General features: G+C 73.2%; 14 protein-coding genes. 7 read left to right on the top strand and 7 right to left on the bottom strand.

The features are described 5' to 3' along the window. The first annotated feature begins 44 nt into the window (after positions 1-44). The 3 genes from NYE39_RS00840 to NYE39_RS00830 are packed head-to-tail and all read left to right on the top strand — an operon-like array spanning position 45 to position 5,748. A complete protein-coding gene (locus tag NYE39_RS00840) occupies positions 45-2,957 on the top strand; it encodes a glycosyltransferase (RefSeq protein ID WP_341011619.1) in 2,913 nt (970 codons plus the stop codon). 33 nt (positions 2,958-2,990) lie between these two features. Further along, positions 2,991-4,844: a 2-oxoglutarate dehydrogenase, E2 component, dihydrolipoamide succinyltransferase gene (gene sucB / locus NYE39_RS00835; protein WP_341011618.1), complete on the top strand. Its 1,854-nt coding sequence runs from the start codon at positions 2,991-2,993 to the stop codon at positions 4,842-4,844. A 1-nt stretch (position 4,845) separates the two neighbouring features. Further along, positions 4,846-5,748, top strand: a complete 903-nt coding sequence (locus NYE39_RS00830; protein WP_341011617.1) for a TIGR01777 family oxidoreductase — start codon at positions 4,846-4,848, stop codon at positions 5,746-5,748. A 15-nt stretch (positions 5,749-5,763) separates the two neighbouring features. Here the strand turns inward: NYE39_RS00830 and NYE39_RS00825 are convergent, their stop codons facing one another. Then, the gene (locus NYE39_RS00825) at positions 5,764-7,392 is read right to left on the bottom strand and encodes a serine/threonine-protein kinase (RefSeq protein WP_341011616.1); all 1,629 of its coding nucleotides are present in this window, start codon (positions 7,390-7,392) and stop codon (positions 5,764-5,766) included. A gap of 75 nt (positions 7,393-7,467) precedes the next feature. On the opposite strand from NYE39_RS00825, the gene lipB reads away from it, so the two are divergent. From lipB to NYE39_RS00805, 4 genes are read left to right on the top strand one after another with little or no spacing between them, the layout of a single operon-like run. After that, positions 7,468-8,148 (top strand): lipoyl(octanoyl) transferase LipB, encoded by a 681-nt coding sequence (lipB, locus tag NYE39_RS00820; protein ID WP_341011615.1) that lies wholly within the window; start codon positions 7,468-7,470, stop codon positions 8,146-8,148. Positions 8,149-8,201: 53 nt separating this feature from the next. Further along, positions 8,202-9,257, top strand: a complete 1,056-nt coding sequence (gene lipA / locus NYE39_RS00815; protein WP_341011614.1) for a lipoyl synthase — start codon at positions 8,202-8,204, stop codon at positions 9,255-9,257. Between the two features lie 37 nt (positions 9,258-9,294). Next, positions 9,295-10,017: a DUF4191 domain-containing protein gene (locus NYE39_RS00810; RefSeq protein WP_072624376.1), complete on the top strand. Its 723-nt coding sequence runs from the start codon at positions 9,295-9,297 to the stop codon at positions 10,015-10,017. 56 nt (positions 10,018-10,073) lie between these two features. Continuing rightward, the gene (locus NYE39_RS00805) at positions 10,074-11,345 is read left to right on the top strand and encodes a M18 family aminopeptidase (protein ID WP_072624375.1); all 1,272 of its coding nucleotides are present in this window, start codon (positions 10,074-10,076) and stop codon (positions 11,343-11,345) included. Between the two features lie 35 nt (positions 11,346-11,380). On the opposite strand, the gene NYE39_RS00800 is transcribed toward NYE39_RS00805, so the two are convergent. From NYE39_RS00800 to NYE39_RS00775, 6 genes are read right to left on the bottom strand one after another with little or no spacing between them, the layout of a single operon-like run. After that, entirely contained in the window at positions 11,381-12,505 is a 1,125-nt protein-coding gene (locus tag NYE39_RS00800; protein ID WP_125932808.1) for a phosphotransferase, read from the bottom strand. After that, a complete protein-coding gene (locus NYE39_RS00795) occupies positions 12,502-13,668 on the bottom strand; it encodes a phosphotransferase family protein (RefSeq protein WP_341011613.1) in 1,167 nt (388 codons plus the stop codon). Before NYE39_RS00795 ends, NYE39_RS00800 begins: the two co-directional genes overlap by 4 nt. Then, positions 13,655-15,487 (bottom strand): ABC transporter ATP-binding protein, encoded by a 1,833-nt coding sequence (locus NYE39_RS00790; RefSeq protein WP_341011612.1) that lies wholly within the window; start codon positions 15,485-15,487, stop codon positions 13,655-13,657. Before NYE39_RS00790 ends, NYE39_RS00795 begins: the two co-directional genes overlap by 14 nt. Beyond that, positions 15,484-16,917, bottom strand: a complete 1,434-nt coding sequence (locus NYE39_RS00785; protein ID WP_341011611.1) for a glycosyltransferase family 4 protein — start codon at positions 16,915-16,917, stop codon at positions 15,484-15,486. Before NYE39_RS00785 ends, NYE39_RS00790 begins: the two co-directional genes overlap by 4 nt. Beyond that, the gene (locus NYE39_RS00780) at positions 16,914-18,245 is read right to left on the bottom strand and encodes a glycosyltransferase (protein ID WP_341011610.1); all 1,332 of its coding nucleotides are present in this window, start codon (positions 18,243-18,245) and stop codon (positions 16,914-16,916) included. The genes NYE39_RS00785 and NYE39_RS00780 overlap by 4 nt, the downstream gene beginning before the upstream one ends. Beyond that, positions 18,245-19,480, bottom strand: a complete 1,236-nt coding sequence (locus NYE39_RS00775; protein WP_341011609.1) for a glycosyltransferase family protein — start codon at positions 19,478-19,480, stop codon at positions 18,245-18,247. Before NYE39_RS00775 ends, NYE39_RS00780 begins: the two co-directional genes overlap by 1 nt. Positions 19,481-19,485: the final 5 nt, after the last annotated feature.

The raw sequence follows: 19,485 nt of genomic DNA, 5'->3' as shown, positions 1-19,485 counted from the left end.
CGTCCTAGTCTGGTCCGCACACCCTTCAGCGACCCCGGAGAGACATGAGCCCCGACCCTCGTTCACTGCCCCGCGCCGCCAAGCGCCTCACCAAGCAGACCGCAGCCAAGGTCGGCGGGGTCGACGAGGTCCGTGGCCGCCTCGACGAGACCAAGGAGCGACTGGAGCGTGCCCGTCAGGAGCGTGATCGGGCCCGTGAGCAGCGCGACGAGGCGCGCGAGCAGGTCTCCTCGCTCAAGGCCGAGGTGCGCCGGGCCGAGCAGCGTCGTGACGCCGCGAGCGAGCGTGCCAGCGGCCTCGGCTACGCCCACCGCGGGCTCCTCGCCGCCGCGGGCGGCCACCGCCTGCCGAGCGAGCTTGGTCCGGCGCCCGGCAAGGCACCCGAGGCCGAGGTCCGCAGGGAGCAGGAGCGCGAGCTGAAGTGGCTCAATACGCGCGCCAGGTTCGCCACGACGCTGGCGACCGGGCGCGGGTTCGAGGCCGCGGTGACCGACCTCGTGCGCGGCGCCCAGGGCTCGCCCCAGGTGACCGTCGCCCGGCAGATCGCCCAGTGGCTCTACGACAACGAGCCCACCCGGCAGGCGGGCGCACTCGCGACCGGTCTCATCGCGCACCAGATGGGTCTGCCGAAGTTCGCCTGGGAGCGGCTGTCGACGCTGCCCGACGAGGTGTGGCTCGAGCACGCGCCGAGCGAGTACGTCCTCCTCGCGGGTCAGCACGACGCCACACTCGCCCGCTCGGCCGTGGAGCGCGCCCTGGCGCACACCGGGCAGCTGAGCGCGCACACGTGGCTCACCCTCACCCGGCGCGCCATGGGCCTGGGGCTGGGTGACCTGTGCACCCGTCTGGCCGAGCGCTTCGACACGGCCGCCGCCGAGGACCTCGCCGGCGGCGAGCTCTCCGAGGACGAAGCGAAGGCGCTCGAGATCGACCGCACCTGGATGGCGCGCTGGGCGCCCCGCATCGCTGCCGGACCGGCCTCCCCTTCGCCCGCCGCCGAGGGCACTGTCTCGATCGGCGTCATCGGCTACGACCAGCCCGACCCGCGCAACACCTCGAGCAACATCGGGGACTACGTCCAGACGATCGCGTCGATGTCGCACCTCGTGCGGCACACCGGGGCGCGCTTCGACGACAGCGACCTCGGGCGCTTCGCCCGGGACCTGCAGGCGCGGGTCCCGGCGGACCTGCGGGTCGACTCGCCCGAGGCGCAGGTGAGCGTGCACCAGGTCGACCGCGACGCCTCGAGCTACTCGCAGGTGCCCGAGGGCACCTGGATGATCGCCTTCGGCTGGTACGCCCACAAGCTCGGCGGCGTGCGCCACGACTTCCCCTTCCCGGAGCACCTGCGGCCGATCTACGTCTCCTTCCACCTCAACAAGCGGGCACTGCTCACCGACGAGACCATCGAGCACCTCAAGGCCCACGCACCGATCGGCTGCCGCGACCACTCGACCGTCGACCTGCTGCTCGGCCAGGGCATCCCGGCCTTCTTCTCCGGGTGCCTGACGACGACGGTGCGCTACGTGCGCCCCGACGAGACTCCCGCGCGGCCGGCCGATGCCCCGACCGTGTGGATCGACCTGCCCGCTCCCAAGGGGGCCCTGCGCGTGCGCAACGAGCGCCCCGACGTGCGCGCTGCCGGCATGGTCGACAACCTGCGCACGGCGCTGTCGAGCCTCGACGACTACGCGAGTGCCTACGGCAAGGTCGTCACCGGGCGACTGCACGCCTACCTGCCGGCCCGCAGCCTCGGGTGCGCCGTCGACTTCTCGCCGCGCAACCCCTCCGACATCCGCTTCGCCGGTCTGGCGCCGCTCACCGACGACGAGGTCTTCGAGATGGGCAAGGGCATCGCCGACCTGCTCGAGCCCGTCATGGCCGCGATCCTGCGCGGCGAGGACGAGGCCACCGTCCGGGAGGCGTGGACCGAGGTGACCGCCGAGCGCGTCGCCGCCGCCCGGGCTCGCCACGAGCAGGAGGTGGAGCTCCCTTCGCTCGTGGACATCGACGAGGCGGTCGCCACGATCCGCGCCGGCCGTGTCGACGTGCCGCGCACCCAGGACGCACCGGCCGGTGACGAGATGGAGATCGTCCTGGCCCTCGACGGCAACCTCAAGGACCAGTTCCTCGTCGTGGTCGACGGGCTCGTCGAGCACGCGAGCCGGCCGATCCACCTCAACGTCCTGGTCCGTGAGCACGAGGAGGCCGACTTCGACCGGGCGGCCGCGCTCTTCCCGACGGTGTCCTTCACGTGGTGGCCGTGCGACGAGGTGACCTACGGCGACATCCACGCGATGATCCCGCACATCACCGTCTCGACCATGGACCGCCTGGTGCTGCCGGAGCTGCTGACCGACGTCGACCGGGTCGTCTACCACGACATCGACGCACTGCCCGTGGCCGACATCGCCGAGCTCTACGAGACGGACCTGCAGGGCACGGCGATCGCCGCCCGCGACTCCGAGGCCAGCTCGATGCAGAGCGGCTACACCAACATCTTCAACCCCGCCTCGCTCAAGGAGCTGGCTCCGGGCATGGGGTCGGAGCTCATCCGCCGCGAGACCCGGCGGCACCGCTTCGACTTCGTCGGCTTCAACGCCGGGATCATGGTGCTCGACCTCGCCCGGATGCGGGCCGACAACTTCTGCGAGCGCTTCCTGCCGTATGCCAACAACTTCGGCATGCACGACCAGCACATCCTCAACGTCTACGTCGGCGCCGACCGGCTGAGCCTGGCCCCCGGGTGGAATGCCCGCCCCTCCCAGGAAGACGTCGTGGACCCCAAGATCATCCACTGGGCCGGCGGCCAGAAGCCGTGGGTCGACGGCTATGTCTCCTACCAGTCGTCGTGGCGCCGCCACGAGGACGAGCTGCGTCGTCGGGAGGCGGAGATCCCTGCCGACCGCGACGCGGGCCCCGTGGACAACAGCACACCGACTCGTGAGAGTCTGTGACGTATCCCATCTCGATAGAAGGAGCAGAGGCGCATGTCTGAGCGGGTTGCCATGCCGGCACTGGGTGAGTCCGTGACCGAGGGCACCGTGACGCGATGGCTCAAGAACGTGGGCGACACGGTCGAGGTCGACGAGCCGCTGCTCGAGGTCTCGACCGACAAGGTCGACACCGAGATCCCGTCGCCCGTCGCGGGCACGATCCAGGAGATCCTCGTCGAGGAGGACGAGACCGTCGAGGTCGGTGCCGACCTCGCCGTCATCGGTGACGGTGACGCCCCGGCCTCCTCCGACTCGGGCGACGACTCCGCACAGGAGTCGGCTGCCGAGGAGTCTCCTGCCGAGGAGTCCGCCACCGAAGAGGCCCCTGCCGAGGAGCCCGCCGAGCAGGAGGCACCGGCCGCCGAGGCCTCGTCCTCGGGCGACGGCGAGGGCACCACGGTGGCCATGCCGGCCCTCGGCGAGTCCGTCACCGAGGGCACCGTCTCGCGCTGGCTCAAGGCCGAGGGTGACACGGTTGAGGTCGACGAGCCGCTGCTCGAGGTCTCGACCGACAAGGTCGACAGCGAGATTCCCTCCCCCGTCGCCGGCACCCTGACCAAGATCCTCGTCCAGGAGGACGAGACCGTCGAGGTCGGCGCCGACCTGGCGATCGTCGGTGGCTCCGGTGGCGGTTCCGCCCCGGCTACCGAGGAGCCGAAGGCCGAGGCCCCCAAGGAGGAGCCCAAGGCGGAAGAGCCAAAGGCTGAGGAGCCCAAGGCGGAAGAGCCAAAGGCTGAGGAGCCCAAGGCTGAGGAGCCGAAGGCCGAGGCCCCCAAGGAGGAGCCGAAGCAGGAGGCGCCCAAGGAGGAGCCGAAGGCCGAGGCCCCCAAGGCGGAGCCGAAGCAGGAGGCGCCCAAGGAGGCCCCGAAGCAGGAGGCGCCCGCCGCCTCCGGTGGTGACGCCGCCGCCTACGTGACCCCGCTGGTGCGCAAGCTCGCCGCCGACAACGGCATCGACCTCTCGCAGGTCGAGGGCACCGGCATCGGCGGCCGCATCCGCAAGCAGGACGTGCTCGACGCCGCCAAGGCGAAGAACCAGCCGCAGGAGGCTGCTGCTCCGGCCGCCGCCGCTCCGGCTGCAGCTCCCGCTGCCGCGGCCCCCGCGGGCGTCCCTGCCGGCCTGGAGTCCAACGTCCCGCAGTCCAAGCGCGGCACCCGCGAGAAGATGAGCCGCCTGCGCAAGGTCATCGCCGAGCGGATGGTCGAGTCGCTGCGGGTCTCCGCCCAGCTGACGACGGTCGTCGAGGTCGACATGACCAAGGTGGCTCGCGTGCGCGACGCCGCGAAGGCCGACTTCGCCCAGCGGGAGGGCACCAAGCTCTCCTTCCTGCCCTTCATCGCCCAGGCCACGGCCGAGGCCCTGAAGGCGCACCCGGGCATCAACGCCAGCGTCGAGGGCGACGAGATCGTCTACCACGGTCAGGAAAACCTCTCGATCGCCGTGGACACCGAGCGCGGCCTGCTCACCCCGGTCGTCAAGAACGCCGGTGACCTCAACGTCGCCGGTCTCGCCCGGGCGATCGCCGACGTCGCCGACCGCACACGCAACAACAAGATCACGCCGGACGACTTGTCGGGCGGGACCTTCACCATCACCAACACCGGCAGCCGGGGTGCGCTCTTCGACACCCCGATCCTCAACCAGCCGCAGGTCGCGATGCTCGGCACCGGCGCCATCGTGCGTCGCCCGGTCGTCATCACGACCGACGACGGTGGGGAGACGCTGGCGATCCGGTCGATGATGTACCTGGCCCTCACCTACGACCACCGGGTGGTCGACGGCGCCGACGCGGCCCGCTTCCTCGGGACCGTCAAGGCCCGTCTGGAGGAAGGCCGCTTCGAGGCCTGAGATGACCTCACGACAACAGCGCGTCGCCATCACCGGAGCATCCGGGCTGATCGGCGGCGCGCTGTCGTCGTCCCTGGAGGCTGACGGCCACGAGGTGGTCCACCTCGTGCGACGCGAGCCGAAGGGGGACCACGAACGTCCGTGGGACCCGTCGCGTCGGCAGCTGGACCCGGCGGTCCTCGCCGACGTCGACACCGTCGTGCACCTCGCGGGCGCCGGTGTCGGCGACCGACGCTGGACCCCGACCTACAAGATGCTCATCCGCACCTCACGGGTGCACGGGACGGACCTCGTCGCCCGCGTCGTGGCCGCTGGCGCCGGACCGACCCGGCTCGTGACCGCGTCGGCCGTCGGCTTCTACGGCGACCGGGGCGACGAGGTGCTGACCGAGGCCTCTGCCCCCGGCCGCTCCTACCTCGCCGGTGTCGTGCGCGACTGGGAGGCGGCGGCCGCCCCGGCCCGCGCAGCCGGGGTCCCCGTGGCCCACGCGCGCACCGGCATCGTCCTGGCGACACATGGCGGGGCGTTCGTGCCCATGCTGCGCGTCGGCCGGCTGGGACTCGGCGGGCCCCTGGGCTCGGGCCGCCAGTGGACGCCGTGGATCTCGCTCGACGACGTCGTGGGTGCCTACACGCGCCTCGTCGAGGACGCCTCGATCGTCGGCCCGGTCAACCTCACCGCGCCCCACCCCGTCCGCCAGCGCCACCTGGCGCGTGAGATCGGGCGGCGGCTGCACCGGCCCGCGATCGTGCCGGCCCCCCGTGCCGCGATGCGGGTGGCGCTCGGCCAGTTCGCCGACGAGGCGCTGGCCTCAGCCCGTGTGCTGCCGCAGCGGTTGCAGGAGCTCGGCTTCGAGCACCGACACCAGGTCGTCGAAGACGCCCTCGACGACCTCATCGCCTGACCCGGGTCGCACCGCTCACGGCCCGTCGGGTGCCCGCACGTCGCGCACCCGCCACCGCTGACCGTCCCAGACCAGAACGAGGTCAGCCTGCTGACCCCGCCGGGCCGGGCGCTGCTGCCGCGACCCGTCGCGGGCCACGACCTCGTAGGCGCTCTCGTCGACGACGGTGCTCAGCACCGCGGTCGAGCCGCTCGTGCGCTGCAGGCTGGCCGTGCGCACGATCATCTCGACGCCGCGGTAGCGGTGCCCGCTCGACTCCAGGCCCTCGATGAGCTCGTGGTCGCGTACAGCGGCCGGCGACCCCGGCTCGTCGAGCGCTCGGAGCACCACGGGGTCGAGGTCGGTGACGACGGACTGGCGCATCGAGGTCAGCTCCTGTGCCAGACGCACCGGTGCCTCGCGCGGTGCGCCGCGGTCGGTGAGCACCTGCTGGCCCGAGGGCGAGGTGACGGCGGCGGTCGACGGGGCGGCACCCCCTTCGTCATCGGCGGCAGCCAGCTGGCGCCAAGGGACGACGACCGCGAGGGCCAGCGTGAGCGCGACCACGACGGCCGCGGCGACCCGGCGACCACCCGGCGTCTCGGCCGCCGATCGGGCGATCGCCCGGGTCTGCGAGGCCTCGTGGTCGACGGTGAGGTCCACGGGCTCGTCACGGCGACGTGGCGCCGCGTGACGACCCCGACGCGAGGACGCCGGCGGGACCTCGACATCGCTGTCGACGGGCGGTCGCCGCTGCCACCATCGGCCGCGGGGCTCGGGCTCGCCGGCGGAGGCCAGCTCGAGCTGCCACCGGGGTGTCTCGACCGCGTCCTGGGCGGCCGCCTCGCGGATGCGCCGCGTCAGACCCGAGGCGACGTCGCCGGGAGAGGTCATGCGCAGGGGTTGGGCGACGGCCGCGTCGAAGACCGCGACCGCCACCTCGTCGGCCTCCGGTCGGGCCCCCGGGTCACCGGCAAGGCAGGACTCGACGGCCTCGACCAGCTCGGTGTCGCCGGGCAGGTGCGAGCGCAGGTCGAGCCGGTCGGCGACGTGCCCGGGAGGAGCCCCGACGAGGCAGAGCCAGGCGAGCGCCCCGAGCGCGTGGACGTCACTCGCTCGGGTGGGCTCCTCGCCGTCGAGGACCTCTGGGGCGACGTAGCCGTCGGTGCCGTGCACGTCGCCGGGGGCTTCCCCGGTGAGGCGGGAGAAGCCCAGGTCCGCGAGGACGGGACGACCGGTGCTGTCGAGCAGGACATTGCCCGGGCTGAGGTCACCGTGGACGACACCGAGATCGTGCAGGCCGGCGAGGGCGCGCGCGATCGGGGCGATGACGGTGACCGTCTCCCCCGGTGTCAGGTGCTCGCGCTGGGCCACGACCTGACCGAGGCTGCCGCCCGAGAGCAGCTCGAGGACGAGCGCGGTCGCTGGACCGTCGTCGGTGTCGACGTGGAGGACCTCGTGGAGGGTGACGACGTGCTCGTCGGCCGCGTGCTGGAGCAGCGTCCACTCGCGCAGCGCGTCGTCGTCGGCCCCACCCCGCAGCAGCTTGACCGCCACCAGCTCGTCGTCGACCTCACGCCGGGCCCGCCAGACCGTCGACGTCGAGCCGGTCCCGAGCAGGCGGGTCAGGCGGTAGCCGGGGACCTGGGGCGGGATCTCGTCCATGCGCCCCAGCCTGTCCCAGATCGCCGATCCGGCCGCAGAGATTTCCACAGGGTGCCGCGGCGTAGGCTGGCGGCCATGCGTTTCGAGGAGCTCGGCTTCGCGCCAGACACCGTCGACTACCTGACCGCGTGGGAGCACCAGAAGCGGGTCCATGCGGCCGTCGTCGCCGGCGAGCTCGAGGACACGACCCTGCTGCTCGAGCACACGGCCGTCTACACCGCCGGCAAGCGCACCGAGCCCCACGAGCGACCGATGGACGGCACGCCGGTCATCGACGTCGACCGCGGCGGCAAGATCACCTGGCATGGCCCCGGCCAGCTCGTCGGCTACCCGATCGCCCACCTGCCGGGCCGGCGTGACGTCATCGCCCACGTGCGCCGTCTCGAGGAGATGATGATCCGGGTCGCCGCCGACGTCGGCGTCACCGCGACCCGGGTACCGGGGCGCTCGGGCATCTGGGTGCCCGGCACCGACGGTGCTCGCGACCGCAAGCTCGGCCAGATCGGCATCCGCGTCTCGCGCGACGTCGCCATGCACGGCTTCAGCCTCAACGTCGACTGCGACCTGTCGTGGACGCAGACGATCGTCCCCTGCGGCATCCCCGATGCCGACGTCTCCACACTGGCCCTCGGGACCGGTCGCGAGATCACGGTGGCCGACATCCTCCCTTCGGCCAGGGCCCACCTGCTCGAGGTGATGACCGAGGACCTGCCCCTGACCACGGGGGCTGCATCGGCACAGCGGGTGGAGGCGTAGTCTGGAGTGACTCCGGACACCACCGGGGTCACCGAGATTGCCAGGAGAGCTGCGTGACCGTCGCACCCGAAGGACGTCGTCTGCTGCGCGTCGAGGCGCGCAACGCCGAGACCCCGATCGAGCGCAAGCCGGAGTGGATCCGGACCACCGCCAAGATGGGCCCCGAGTACAACCAGATGCGTGGCCGCGTCAGTGGCGCCGGCCTGCACACGGTCTGCCAGGAGGCCGGCTGCCCCAACATCTTCGAGTGCTGGGAGGACCGCGAGGCGACCTTCCTCATCGGCGGTGACGTGTGCACCCGGCGCTGCGACTTCTGCGACATCGCGACCGGCCGCCCGACGAGCCTCGACATGGACGAGCCGCGCCGCGTCGCCGAGTCCGTCCAGGAGATGGGCCTGCGCTACTCCACCGTCACGGGCGTCGCCCGCGACGACCAGCCCGACGGTGCCGCCGCGCTCTACGCCGAGACGATCCGCCAGATCCACGCCCTCAACCCCAACACCGGCGTCGAGATCCTCCCGCCCGACTTCGGCGCCAAGCCGGAGCTCGTCGGCCAGGTCTTCGACGCCCGGCCCGAGGTCTTCGCGCACAACCTCGAGACGGTGCCGCGCATCTTCCGCAAGATCCGGCCCGCCTTCACCTACGAGAAGTCGCTCAAGGTGCTGTCGATGGCCCGCGAGGCCGAGCTGGTCACCAAGTCCAACCTCATCCTCGGGATGGGCGAGGAGGACCACGAGATCGAGGAGGCGATCCGCGACCTGCACGAGGCGGGCTGCGACATCCTCACGATCACCCAGTACCTGCGCCCCTCCAAGCTGCACCACCCGATCGACCGGTGGGTCAAGCCCGAGGAGTTCGTCCACTGGAGCGAGCTCGCCGAGGAGATCGGCTTCAAGGGCGTCATGGCCGGGCCGCTCGTGCGCTCGAGCTACCGTGCCGGACGGCTCTACGCGACCGCGATGCGCAAGTGGGGTCGGCCGATCCCCGAGCACCTCTCGCACCTCGCCGAGGCCATCGACGAGCCGGCCCGCCAGGAGGCGGCCGCGCTCGTCGCCACGTCGCGCGCCCAGGCGATCCTCGACCAGCCGGCCACCGGCACCGAGGGCTGACCGGGGCATCCAGCGAGAGCAACTAGACTCTCTCCTCATGGCCAAGAAGAGCGACCAGCCCGCCAAGCCGAAGCGCGAGAACCCCTTCAAGCGGATCGCCTCGGTCTACAAGACGATCAAGGCGATCGACCCCCAGGTCACCCTGTGGATGCTCCTCGCCTTCGTCGTCGTGCTCGGCGTCGGCACGCTCATCGGCCTGCTCGTCGGCCACGTCATCCTCGCCCTGATCGTGGCGATCCCCTTCGCGCTGCTCGCGGCGATGATCGTGCTCTCCCGTCGCGGTGAGCGCGCGGCCTTCGCCCAGATGGAGGGCCAGCGTGGCGCCTCCATCGGCGGCCTGTCGGCGCTGCGTCGCGGCTGGTACTACGACCAGGAGCCGGTCGCCGCCGACGCGACGAAGCCCAGCGAGATCAACACCGCCGCCGTGGTCTTCCGCGCCCTCGGTCGCCCGGGCATCGTCCTGCTCGGCGAGGGGCCCAAGCACCGGGTCGACAAGCTCTTCGTCAAGGAGACCAAGAAGGTCTCGCGGGTCGCCCCCGGCGTCCCCGTGCACACCTTCATCGTCGGCACCGGTGAGGGCGAGCTGCCCCCGCGCAAGATCCGCATGACGCTGACCAAGCTGCGCCCGGCGCTGTCCAAGGAGGAGATGTCGGTCGTCAACAAGCGGCTGAAGTCCCTCCCCGGCATCCGTCAGGGCGTCCCGGCCGGGGTCGACCCGAGCCGGGCCCGGATGAACCGCAGCGCCCTGCGCGGCCGCTGACCCACCCGCGGCGCCGGCCCGCGGCGCCACCACCGTCGACCCTCGGGAGACCACTCGTGACCGCCACCGCCCACGCCGAGGACCTCGCCGCCTTCGTCGACGCCTCCCCGTCGAGCTACCACGCGGCCGCTGAGGTGGCCCGACGCCTCGAGGACGCCGGCTTCACCGCTCTCCTCGAGACGGATGCGTGGCCGCAGGCCCCCGGGCGCTACCTCGTCGTGCGCGAGGGGGCGGTCATCGCCTGGGTCGTGCCGACCTCAGCGACGGAGACGACCCCGGTGCGCATCTTCGGCGCCCACAGCGACTCCCCCGGCTTCAAGCTCAAGCCGCAGCCCACGACCGGCCGCCTCGGGTGGCTGCAGGCGGGCGTGGAGGTCTACGGCGGGCCACTGCTCAACTCCTGGCTCGACCGCGAGCTGCGTCTGGCCGGCCGCCTCGTCCTCGACGACGGCACCGTCGTGCTCGCCGACTCCGGCCCGCTGCTGCGGCTGCCCCAGCTGGCGATCCACCTCGACCGCCAGGCCAACGAGCGCTTCGCGCTCGACAAGCAGACGCAGACCCAGCCGGTGTGGGGCGTGGGCGCCACCGAGTCCGCCGACCTGCTCGCCGAGCTGTCCGCCACCTCCGGTGTCGACGCCTCACGGGTCCGGGGCTACGACCTCGTGACCGCCGACAGCGCCCGCGGCGCCGTCTTCGGCAAGGACGACGTCTTCTTCGCCGCCGGCCGCCTCGACGACCTGGCGAGCGTGCACGCCGGCACCGTCGCCATGGCCCGGATCGGCGACGACCTCGCCGCAGACCACATCCCGATGCTCGCGGTCTTCGACCACGAGGAGGTCGGCTCCGCGACCCGCTCCGGTGCGGGCGGTCCCTTCCTCGAGGAGGTCCTCGAGCGCATCGGTCTCGCCCTGGGTGCCGACCGTGGTGAGCGGATGCAGGCGCTGGCCTCCTCGTGGTGCGTCTCCAGCGACGTGGGCCACTCGGTGCACCCCAACTACCCCGAGAAGCACGACCCGCAGGTGCGTCCGGTCCTCGGCTCCGGTCCGATCCTCAAGCTCAACGCCAACCAGCGCTACGCGAGCGACGGCGTCGGCTCCGCGGCGTGGCGCGGCTGGTGCGCCGACGCCGGTGTGACGAGCCAGGACTTCGTCTCCAACAACACCGTCCCGTGCGGGTCGACCATCGGCCCGATCACCGCGACCCGACTGGGCATCCGCACCGTCGACGTCGGCATCCCGATCCTGTCGATGCACTCGGCGCGCGAGCTCGCCGGCACGAGCGACCTGCTCGACCTGTCGCGGGTGGCGCAGACCTACTTCGACGGCTGATCCCCTCGACGGGTCACCGGCGGGTCACCGGCGGGTCACCAGCCGGTCGGCAGGTCCGCCGGCCGGAAGGCGTAGAGCGCCCGCAGCCGTGCTCGGGTGAGTGCGCGATAGCCAGCCGCCGCCTGCGTGGTGCGCTCGTCGGGTCGATAGCCGGCGAGCACCCCGGCCTCGACGTCACGGGCACTCCCCCGGTCGGTCCAGCCCTGCTCGACCCGCAGGTCGAGGTGGGCCAGGAGGTTGCCCAGGTCGAGCGCCGGGTCCCCGAGCCCGAGGGTGTCGACGTCGAGCATCCCCACGTCGAGCGCCCCGTCGGCGCCGACGTCGACGAGCAGCTGCTTGTCGTGCAGGTCGCGGTGGAGCAGGCTGCGGCGGCCGACCCAGCCCGCACCGACGACGACGGCGGCAGCGCGGGCCGCGTCCTGGTGGAGGGCCTCGAGTCGACCTACCGGCAGCGCGCGATGGTGACGGGCGAGATCGAGCAGGCCGCGGGTGGCGTCGACCTCCGCGCCGAGGTCGTGCCCGGCGACCCCGTCGACCTCGCCGGCGTCGTGGAGCCCGCGCACGGACTCACCGACCGCCACGCCCACCGCCTCGCCGACCGGCTCGGCCACATCGGCGGCCGGCCCGTCGACCACCGGGCCGTGCAGCAGGTCGTGCAGGGTGCGCCCCGGCAGGTGGCTCAGCGTGATCGTGCCGCACTCCTCGTCCCATCCCGTGACGACCGGGGCCCGCAGTCCCGGCACGTCGGCGGCCACCTGCATGCGCCGCACGAGATCACCGGCCCGCCGCGGGCGCACCGCCTTGGTCCACACCGGTCCCGCGGCCGACTCCCCCCGCACCACCGCCCGCCGCTCCGGCCGGTGCACGACGAGCTCGGCGCCGCCGGCGACGAGCCGGGCGAGCGAGACCAGACGAGCGTCCGCGCCCCCGTGCTGCAGGACGAAGTGCTCGCCCCGCCTCTCGACCAGGCCGGGCGCCACCGCCTGCGTCACATCAGCCGTGCGCGCGGCCGCAGCGCCGTCGGGCAGCCACTGACCGATCACGCGTCGACCGGCCTCACGCAGATCGAGGTGCAGCCGGTCGGGCCGCGGGTGAGCCCGCTCGAGCTCCAGCCCGAGGTCGGAGCAGCCGGCGACGACCTCGGCGAAGTCCGTGCTCACCACCGCCACCTCCCCAGCTCCTCCGCGGCCCCCAGCACCTGGGCGGTCAGCTCCGGCCACATCGGGTGACCGGCGCGGAAGGGCTCCAGCGCTCGGGCCAGCAGCTGCAGGGCGATCCGCGGCCCGAGGTCGTCGCCGAGACCGGTCGGCCCCGTCGCCGCGTGTCCGGCGACAAGGGGTGCGGCGGCCCGCGTCACCACACCCGGTGCCGCCTGCGCGCAGAGTCCGTCCGACAGGCGGTCGAGGACGAGCACGGCGAGCAGGCTCGCGATGTCGTCGAGCGGGTTGCCTCGGCCGGCCCGGTCGAGGTCGATGAGCCCGAGGTCGTGACCGTCGGCCACCACCTGGTCGAGCGAGAGGTCTCCGTGGACGAGCCCCACCGGCCCCGGGCGAAGGGAGCCGCGCGCGGTCGACTCGATGTCGGCAGCGGCGTCGGCGGCACCCGGCAGGACGGGCTCCAGCGCACGCAGCGCGCGATGGGTGCCCGACGGCGGCTCGACGCACGGAGCCGCGCGGTCCACCCCCTTCGTGTGGAAGGCGCCGAGGCAGGCACCGAGGCGACGCAGCGCCGGCTCGCCCACCGGCGCGCCGAGGGTGCTGCCGGGCAGGTGCCGCAGCACGATCAGCCCGGCGTCGTCGCGCTCGAGCACCTGCGGCAGGCGAAACCCCAAGCCGCCGCCACCGTCGGCGAGCACGGCGGCGTGGCCGGCGAGCGCCCGCGCGTACCCGCTCCTGGCGTAGACCCGCAGGACGCGGGGACCGCTGCGCCCCACCCAGCGGCGGGCCGGCTTGTGGGACAGCGTGTAGGTGCCGCCCGGCCAGGCGCGGACGCGGGTGCGCAGCGCCTTGAGGTGCCGGTCGGTGCGCGCGTCGACGACGAGCAGACCCGCGGCGGGGTCGTCGAGGAGCACGTCCTCGGCGGTGACCCGGCGGACCGCCTTGTGCCGCTTCTCCTCACGCGCCGGGCCCCAGGCATAGCCGATGGCCGACCGGCCGTCGACGTCGAGCAGCGCGGTCGCGCTCGTCCCCGGCTTGTAGCGCAGGTAGCCGCGGGTCACCGGGGCACCGAGACGCTCCGCCAGTCCGGTCCCCAGCAGCAGGCGAAGGGAGCCCACCGCCGGGTCGTGCGCAGCGAGCAGCTCGTGGGCGTCATGGGCGGGCACCGCTCGCCACCTCCTCCAGCTCGTCGGCGTGCCGGGCGAGGACCTCGTCGGGGCGGCCCGAGTCGGCGACCCGGCCACCGTCGATCCACAGCACCCGGTCGGCGGCGCGGGCCGCGTCGAGATCGTGGGTGATGACGATCGTCGTGCGCCCGGCGGTGAGCCGGTCGAGGGCGGCGGTGACCTCCTCCTCGGTGGCCCCGTCGAGGCCGGTCGTCGCCTCGTCGAGGACGACGACGGGCGCGTCCCTGACGACGGCCCGGGCGATGGCGATCCGCTGTCGCTGCCCACCCGAGAGGGTCGTGCCGCGCTCGGAGACGACGGTGTCGTAGCCCTGCGGCAGGGCGGTGATGAACTCGTGCGCACCGGCGACCCGCGCCGCCTCGACGACCTGCTCGTCGGTCACCGACCCCGCCCCGCCGGGAGCGCCCATGGCGATGTTGTCGCGGATGCTCGTGGCGAAGAGCAGGCTCTCCTGCAGGACCATCGCGACCTGGCTGCGCACGTCGTGGACCGTGAGGTCGCGCAGGTCCCAGCCGTCGAGGCGCACCGTGCCCGAGTCGGGGTCCTGCATGCGCAGCAGCAGGCCGGCGAGCGAGGACTTGCCGGCGCCGGACGGGCCGACGACCGCCACCCTCTCCCCCGCGGCCACCCGCAGGTCGACCCCGCGCAGCACGGCGTGACCGGGCACGTAGGACAGCCAGACGTCCTCGAGCTCGACGTGGCCGCGCAGCCGGCGCCCGGAACGGGCCCAGGACGCGTCGCGCACGCGGGGCTCCTGCTCGAGCAGGTCGACGACCCGCTCCGCGGACGCGGCCGCCTGGGCGATGCGCCCGGTGTACTTCGCGAGGTCCCGCATCGGCTTGAAGGCCGCCTTGAGGTAGGTGACGAAGACGACGAGCTCGCCGGGGGTGAGCGCGCCCGCGAGGACGCGCTGGGCGCCGACGTAGAGCACGAGCGCGGTCGCCACGCCGACGAGCACGTCGGTGGAGCGCTCGAGGCCGGCCGACAGCTTCTTGGCCTTGACCCCGTCCTTGAGCGTCTTGACGTTGTCCGAGGCGAAGCGCGACTGCATCTCGGGCTCGAGGGTGTAGGCCTGCACGACCTTCATCGACGAGAGGGTCTCCGTCGCGAGCGTCGCCAGGTGACCCTCCGCCTTGCGCTGCTTGCGCGAGACGGTGTGGATGCGACTGGTCGCGGTGCGGCCCGTGAGCAGGAAGACCGGGAAGACGACGAGCATGCACAGCGCGAGCTGCCAGTCGAGCACGAGGACGACGACGAGCATCGCGGCGAGGGTCGCGAGATTGCCGACGAGCGGCAGGGCCGCGGTGACGGCCACCTCCTTGAGCCGGCCGACGTCGCTCGTGATCCGCTGCACGAGGTCACCGGTGCGGGCCCGGTCGTGGAACCCCAGGGAGAGCCGCTGCAGGTGGGCGAAGGCGTCGGCGCGCACCGAGGTGAGCAGCCGGTTGCCGGCGAGCGCGAAGCAGACCGTCATCGCATAGCTGGCGAGGGCGCGCAGCAGCACGACGACGAGCAGCCCGAGGCAGGCGAGCACGAGGACCTGCTGGAGGTTGTCGGGCTGGTCCTGCGACAGGTCGGCACCGAGGTGGCCGATGACGCCGTCGATGACGAACTTCATCGGCCACGGCTCGAGCAGCCGCATGACGACCTCGAGGGCCATCGCGACGCCGCCGCCGGCGATGAGCGTGCGCTGGCGCCGCAGGTGCGGTCGCACGTGCGGGACGAGCCGACGCAGCCCGGGGACCGCCTCGCGGATGCCCTGCGGCTTGCGGGGCTTGGGCAGGACGGGAGCGGTCATGCGCTCCGCCCGAGCAGGTCGTCGGCGAGCGAAGGGGGTCGCACCGGCACCGTGGTGAGGATCCGGGCGACGACCAGGCTCCAGTCGTGCCGGCTCACGGCCGCCCGGCGACCGAGGTCGCCCAGCTCGGCGCGGAGCGCGGCGTCGCTGCGCAGCCCGGCGAGCGCGGCCGCGAGCTCGGTCATGTCCCCGGGCGTGACGAGCACACCGAGGTGCCCTCCGTCGAGCACCTCGCCGACGGGGCCGATGTCGCTGGCGACGACGGGCAGGCCGGCCGCGAGGTACTCGTAGAGCTTGAGCGGGGAGAAGTAGAAGTCCGGCAGCTGCGGGTAGGGCGCGACGGCCAGGTCCATCCGGGCGAGTTCCTCGGGCATCCGCTCGGGGGCGACGGCACCGACGAGGTCGACCCGGTCGGCGACACCCAGGCGCTCGGCCTGCGCCGCGATCGCCGCCCGCTGCGGGCCGTCGCCGACGAGCCGCAGCCGCGTCCCGTCGTCGGTCCGGGCGAGCCGGGCGAAGGCCTCGACGAGCACCTCGACCCCGTGCCAGGGCTTGAGCGTGCCGACGAAGCCGATGACGAAGGGGGCCTGCTGGTCGAGGTGGGAGGCCGCCCGCGGCTCCCCACGCTGGTCGAGGTGGGAGGCCGCCCGCGGCTCCCCACGCTGGTCGAGGTGGGAGGCCGCCCGCGGCGCCCCACGCTGGTCGAGGTGGGAGGCCGCCCGCGACTCCCCACGCTGGTCGAGGTGGGAGGCCGCCCGCGGCTCCCCACGCTGGTCGAGGTGGGAGGCCGCCCGCGGCTCCCCACGCTGGTGGAGGTGGGAGGCCGCCTGCGGCCGACCCTCGAGACCCGGCCGGATGTAGCGGGTGTCGACGCCGTTGGGCACGACGGTGACGTTGCGGTTGTCGGTGCGGTCGAGCACCCAGCGGGCGACCGGCTCGGACACCGCGATGACGGAGTCGGCCGCGTCGAAGGCCCGCCGGGCCATGGCCTCGGCGCCGACCCGGTCGGCGAGCACCCGGTGCTGCGCCTGCTCGTCGACGAGCGGCGAGTTGACCTCGAGGACACCGGGGACGTCGAAGGCCCGGGCCCAGGTCATCGCGGCGTCGGACCACAGCGAGTAGCGCTCCATGACGAGGTCGAGTGGGGTGTCGGAGTGCACCCGGGCGAGGACGTCGGCAGCGGCGCGTGCGGACCGTCGGGCGGACTCCTCACGCTCGCGGCCCGGGGTGCCGGTGATCCGCGGCAGCTCGTGGACGACGACACCCTGCAGCCCCCGGGGCAGGTCACCACCGAGGCGTGTGGCTACGAGGTGCACCTCGGTGCCGCGGCGGAGGAGCTCGCGCACGACCGCCTGGACGTGGACCGAGGCGCCCTTGCTCCCGAAGACGGGGACGCCCGGGTCGGTGGAGACGTATGCGACGCGCTTCATGCCACGGCCCTCCCGCCCCCACCAGCGCATTGCCCTACGGCAATGCGGTCTCCCTGGCCCCCATCAGCGCATTGCCCTACGGCAATGCGGTCTCCCTCGGTCGTGCGGTCTCCCTGGGAGGCGATGGCGGCGGCGAAGATCACCTGCAGCTCACGCGCGTGGTCGCGGAAGTCGAAGTCGGCCTCGAGCAGGGCCCTGGCCGCGCGGGCCCGCCCGGCGGCCGCGTCGGGGTCGTCGAGGGTCGCGGCGATGGCATCGGCGAGGGCGGCGGGGTCGCTCTCCGGCACGAGCAGCCCGGTCTCCTCGTGACGCACGATCTCGGGGATGCCCGTGACAGGCGTCGAGACCGCCGGCGTGCCCAGGGCGAGCGCCTCGAGCAGCACGGTCGGCAGGCCGTCGCGGTTGCCGTCCTCACCGATGACGCAGGGCGCGGCGAAGACGTCTGCGGCAGCGACGATATCGCGCACCCGCGACTGCGGCAGCGCCCCGTGCATCGTCACCACCTCGTCCAGCCCGAGCTCGCCGACCTGCTGGCGCAGGGTCGCCTCGAGCGGGCCGGTGCCGACGAGGTCCACGCGGACGTCACGGCCCACGGCGACGAGTCGGGCCACGGCGGTGAGCAGGTCGCCGAAGCCCTTCTTCTCGACGAGGCGACCCACCGCGGCGATGCGGGAGGGGCCGGGGGTCTCCCCCTTCGCTGCGAAGGGGAAGGCCGTCAGGTCGACGCTGTTGTACAGCCGGACCACGCGGTCCGCGTCGGCACCGAAGGTGGAGCGCAGGTGGGTGCGGTTGAACTCGCTGACGGTCACCGTCGTGTGCGCCTCGCGCAACTTCGTCGCCAGCGAGGCGTGGTCGACCTCGTCGTGGAAGATGTCCTTGGCGTGGGCGGTGAAGGACCACGTGACGCCGGTGAGCCGGGCGGCCAGACGAGCGACGTCGGCGGCGATCGAGCCGAAGTGGGCGTGCAGGTGCTCCAGGCGCGAGCGCCGCACCGCACCGGCGAGCTCGACGGCGGCCAGGGCGACGTCCTCCGGCGCGGCGAGCAGCTCGTCGAGGTGGTCGGCGACCGTCGGCACGTCACGCGCGGCCTCCTGCAGCGCGGACCAGAAGAGGCTCGCCTTGTGCTCCCGGGAGAGATAGGTGACCGGCGCCTGCACGTGCGCGAGGGCCTCGTGGAAGCGACCGTCGATCGGCAGGCGAAGGGAGAAGACCTCGACGTGGGTGCCCGCGGCCTCCTGCTGGAGGATCTCGTGGACGATGAAGGTCTCGGAGAATCGCGGGTACATCTTCAGCACGTAGCCAACGCGGGGGGCGGGTGTCGTGGTCATCAGCTGGCCATCTCCTGCAGGTCGTCGAGGTGGGGTGCCGTGGCGGGCTGGAGCCCGGCGACGAGGTCGGGGACGCGACGCAGCCCGTCGAGGGCGACCGCGTCGTGGTCGCGGGTGGAGCTCGAGGTCACCGCGGCGGTCAGCCAGGCGCCGAGCTGCTCGGGGGTGACGTCGTCGGGGTGGATGGTGTCGACGAGGCCGAGGTCGTGCAGTCGCCGGGCGCGCACGAGCTGCTCCTGCCGGGGCCGGACGCGCGGCACGACGAGAGCGGGCACCTGCTCCGCGAGGACCTCGCAGACGGTGTTGTAGCCGCCCATGGACACGACGGCCTCGGCGCCGCCGATGAGGTCGAGGGTGTTGGTGACGAAGTCACGCACGAGCAGGTCGTCCCGCTCGGCGGCGATCGCGGTGAGCCGGCGGCGCAGCGAGGGCTGCATGTAGGGGCCGGTGACGATGACACCGGTGTGCCCGTCGGGGTAGCCGGCCCGGGCGAAGGCGAGCGCGGTGTCGTAGCCGTCCTGCCCGCCGCCGACCATGCACAGCACGTAGGGCCTGGGGACCGGACGCCGCTTCGGCTCGTCGCGCGGGGCGAGCAGCCCCTCCCTGCGGCCCTCGGCGAGATAGCCGGTGTAGCGGATCTTGGCGGCGACGGCGCGCGGCAGGTCGTAGTCGGCGACGACGTCGACGACCGACCGGTCGCCATAGACCCAGACCTCGGCGTAGTGGTCGCGGATCGCCTGGGTCGTGCGCGCCTCGCGCCATTCACGGATCGCGGTCAGCGGGTCGTCGAGGACGTCACGCAGGCCGAGGACGATGCGCGGTCGCTCCCCCGTCGTGTGGCCGCGCACGTCGTGCAGCGCCTCGAGCGCCTGCTCGAGCTCCCCGTCGAGGCCGCGGGCCACCTTGTCGACGACGACGACGTCAGGGGCGAAGGCCACGAGCGCCGAGGTGATCAGGTCGGAGCGCAGGGCGAGCACCGCGGACAGGTCCATGGCGAAGGTCCCTGCGGCGTAACCCCCTTCGCCGTCCTTGGCCACGGTCGGGACGGTGACGACCTCGGTGTTGGGCGGCAGCGGCAGCGACGTCGCCTGTGGGGCACCGGTGAGGACGAGGACGTCCGTGCGCGGTTCGGCCGCCACCATGGTGGCGGCGAGGGCGAGGTTGCGCCGGATGTGTCCCAGTCCCTGGGTGTCGTGGGAGTAGAAGGCGATGCGGCGCCGGGGTGTCGTGGTCACGCGGA

Origin of the sequence: Janibacter sp. FSL W8-0316, assembly GCF_038004165.1 — a bacterium.
Taxonomy (GTDB): domain Bacteria; phylum Actinomycetota; class Actinomycetes; order Actinomycetales; family Dermatophilaceae; genus Janibacter; species Janibacter indicus.
Note: the sequence above shows the minus strand (reverse complement) of the source record. Positions and strands in the feature narration are given on the sequence as shown.